The sequence below is a fragment of the Nostoc sp. UHCC 0252 genome, from assembly GCF_034931145.1.
In the GTDB taxonomy this organism is placed as follows: domain Bacteria; phylum Cyanobacteriota; class Cyanobacteriia; order Cyanobacteriales; family Nostocaceae; genus Nostoc.
On sequence record NZ_JAYGHE010000135.1, the window covers coordinates 4067 to 6555 of the forward strand.

The 2489-nt window shown below is 45.1% G+C and carries 2 protein-coding genes; both read left to right on the plus strand.

Annotation, left to right across the window (positions count from 1 at the left end):
* The coding region (locus tag VB732_RS34825) for a hypothetical protein (protein WP_323235369.1) at window positions 1–485 on the plus strand (485 nt) is incomplete at its 5' end.
* Window positions 482–2281: a hypothetical protein gene (locus tag VB732_RS34830; RefSeq protein ID WP_323235370.1), complete on the plus strand. Its 1800-nt coding sequence runs from the start codon at window positions 482–484 to the stop codon at window positions 2279–2281. The genes VB732_RS34825 and VB732_RS34830, both read left to right, overlap by 4 nt.
* The last annotated feature ends 208 nt before the right edge of the window (window positions 2282–2489 follow it).

The following is a 2489-nucleotide window of genomic DNA, read 5'->3' on the forward strand; positions in this document are numbered from 1 at the left end:
CACAAACACCACAATCAACTAAGCAACAGAAACAACCCGAACAGTTACCACCACTGCCAGAAAATAATAGAGGTCGGACATTTAGACGTGCTGGTAATGCTTGTGAGATTGTCGCTGGTAGTTGTCTAAATTCGGCAGTTATTTTTACCTTTCATCTCTTGCAAGTTCACCCAGTTGGAATGTTCCTGGCTGTTGGTACTGCACACTTGTATTTTACTGCTACTGCAACAGGTGAAGGGTTCAATAATTTTGTCACTAATTTAATGACTGGTTGCAGTGCATCGTTAGCGTTGTTATGTGCGCTCAATGAACCAATTAGTGAATGGAATGAAGCGAGAACTTCTACTAGTACAGTTAAGACTTATATTGAGTCGGTTTATAAGCCAAAAACTGCTGAATCTTCAAGTTGGATGGATGGTGCAGGAGTGGGCATATTTCTAGCGATATTAATGTTTTTTCTATTTGGTGGCAGGAGAGGTAAATGAATTATTTAAGCGATAAACATAAAACTTTATCCGAGTCGCAACAATCGGGTTTAATGTTGTGGTTTGGTCAGTTGCCGATGGACAAGAAAGCTGTTGCCATTGGATTAAGTTTAACTGTGGGAATTAGTTCGGCGGCGATGGCGTGGCAGGGAACGAGCAGCGATCGCGTTTACTTCTGTTTGAAAACCCCACAGAAAACATTGACCTGTGAGGATAAAAATGGACGACCTTTCAGGATGACCCCATTTTATTGGTCACAGTGGAAGAGTGATGGAATGCCGCGCCAAATAGTGCGTAACCCAGCTATGGGCGTTAATGGGTTAGTGAAGGCGACCAACCCATACAAAGCGTTTTGGGCTTTTGGTGGTTTCCTGGGGTTTGCGCTTGCGGGGTGGATGCTCCGCCATTGCCAAGATGAGGAGAAGCAGAGAGCAGTTTTTGAAGACATCGCCCAAAAACGGGACGCAGCAAAGGCAGAGATGGCCGCACGTTCCGAGCTACTAGAGAGTTGCCGAGACGTTGCGATCGCAGAAGTCCAACTACAAGCCGATTTAGATTTGATAGCCAATGATCGCACTGTTGATATCACCAAAGCTGAGATTTACGCCCACACGGAAATTGAAGTTACACAAATGGAGGCAACTGACGCTATTTTCGAGGCGCAAACGGCGGGGATGACCGAAGAACAGAAGGCGGAGTATATTAAGCAGTTGCGTGAGATGAAAACGCCTTACTTGCAAGGTAGCCAGACTCTACAGGGGACGATTGACCCCAACGACAAGGTTACTGGATCTGAGCCTGGAGCGATTGCACCACAGGACAATAAAACGGCATGGGTGCAAAACTTAGTCAAACAAACTGCTCTTATCTGGGGCAACCAAGGGGGCGGTAAATCATGGCTAGCCCGTTATGTAATCCAACTCAAAAAACGAGCCGGCTACCGTGTGATTGTCCTTGACCCCGACTCGAACCGTAGTGAATGGCGAGGAGTTGAAAGTTATCACTCCTGGGATGAGATAGAGCAGCAGATCCGCAATTACTTAAAAGAACTGGAATCGAGGTTAAAAACTTTCAATGATTCCTCAATGAGTGAGGAGCAATGGCGACAAAAACTTTGGGCAGAAGGTAAAGCAACCGCACTAATTTGTGAGGAGGCCACCACATACGGCGATTTCATTAAAGATGCAGAACTGTTAGACAAATTCGGCAAGCTGGCACTAACCAAAAGCCGTAAACAAGAGATGCCAATAACAGTGGTTGCTCACAACAACACCCAGACGTGTTTATTCGGCATTAAGGGATTACATAATCTGGTTTCTAAGATGCTCCAAGTTGAATGTTTGGCAGAAGTAGATCCAGTTACACTACAGCCCTCATCGACTGGTTTTGCTAAGGTAAAACTCGACAGTTCCAACGAATGGCTTGATGTTAATCTGCCCAAAATGACAGTGAAAATATCTGACTTTAGCGACGCTCTCCCAGCAGAATCTAACCCCAATCCCCCTATCGATAAAGCTACTTTAGAGCGGATTTATGAACTGGAATTCAATCTTGGTAACAAAGCAGGTGACACCCAAGATGAACCTAAAAAACTATCACCAATGGCGCAAAAGTTGTATGAATATCTCACCAGAACTGAGCGAATTGAAGCTGATGTAAGAGAGTTTAAGGGCAACTTTAAAGTGAACGGTGAAAGATTCACTGTTGAGCAAATCAAGGGCTGGATGTACGAAATTGTGGGGGCAGGATTGGCGGACTGGATAGCCGAGGGTGTTATCAAGCTTAATCAAATTTGACTGCGATTTGTGTCTGGTGTCTGCTCCCAAAAACCCCCTTTTTTTGCGGACATCGGACACCAGACACCACAGACACCAAAGCTCAAAACCCTTGTATAGCCTAGACACCAGCAGACACCACCCTAGACACCACCCAGACACCCAGTGTCTACTACGTGTCCGCTAGACACCAATAATAAATAACCGAATAAACAGTCATTTTTTATTA

Bases quoted from the DNA above. Each gene is read 5' to 3' on its own strand.
- VB732_RS34830 (WP_323235370.1), top strand. From the start codon at position 482: ATGAATTATTTAAGCGATAAACATAAAACTTTATCCGAGTCGCAACAA.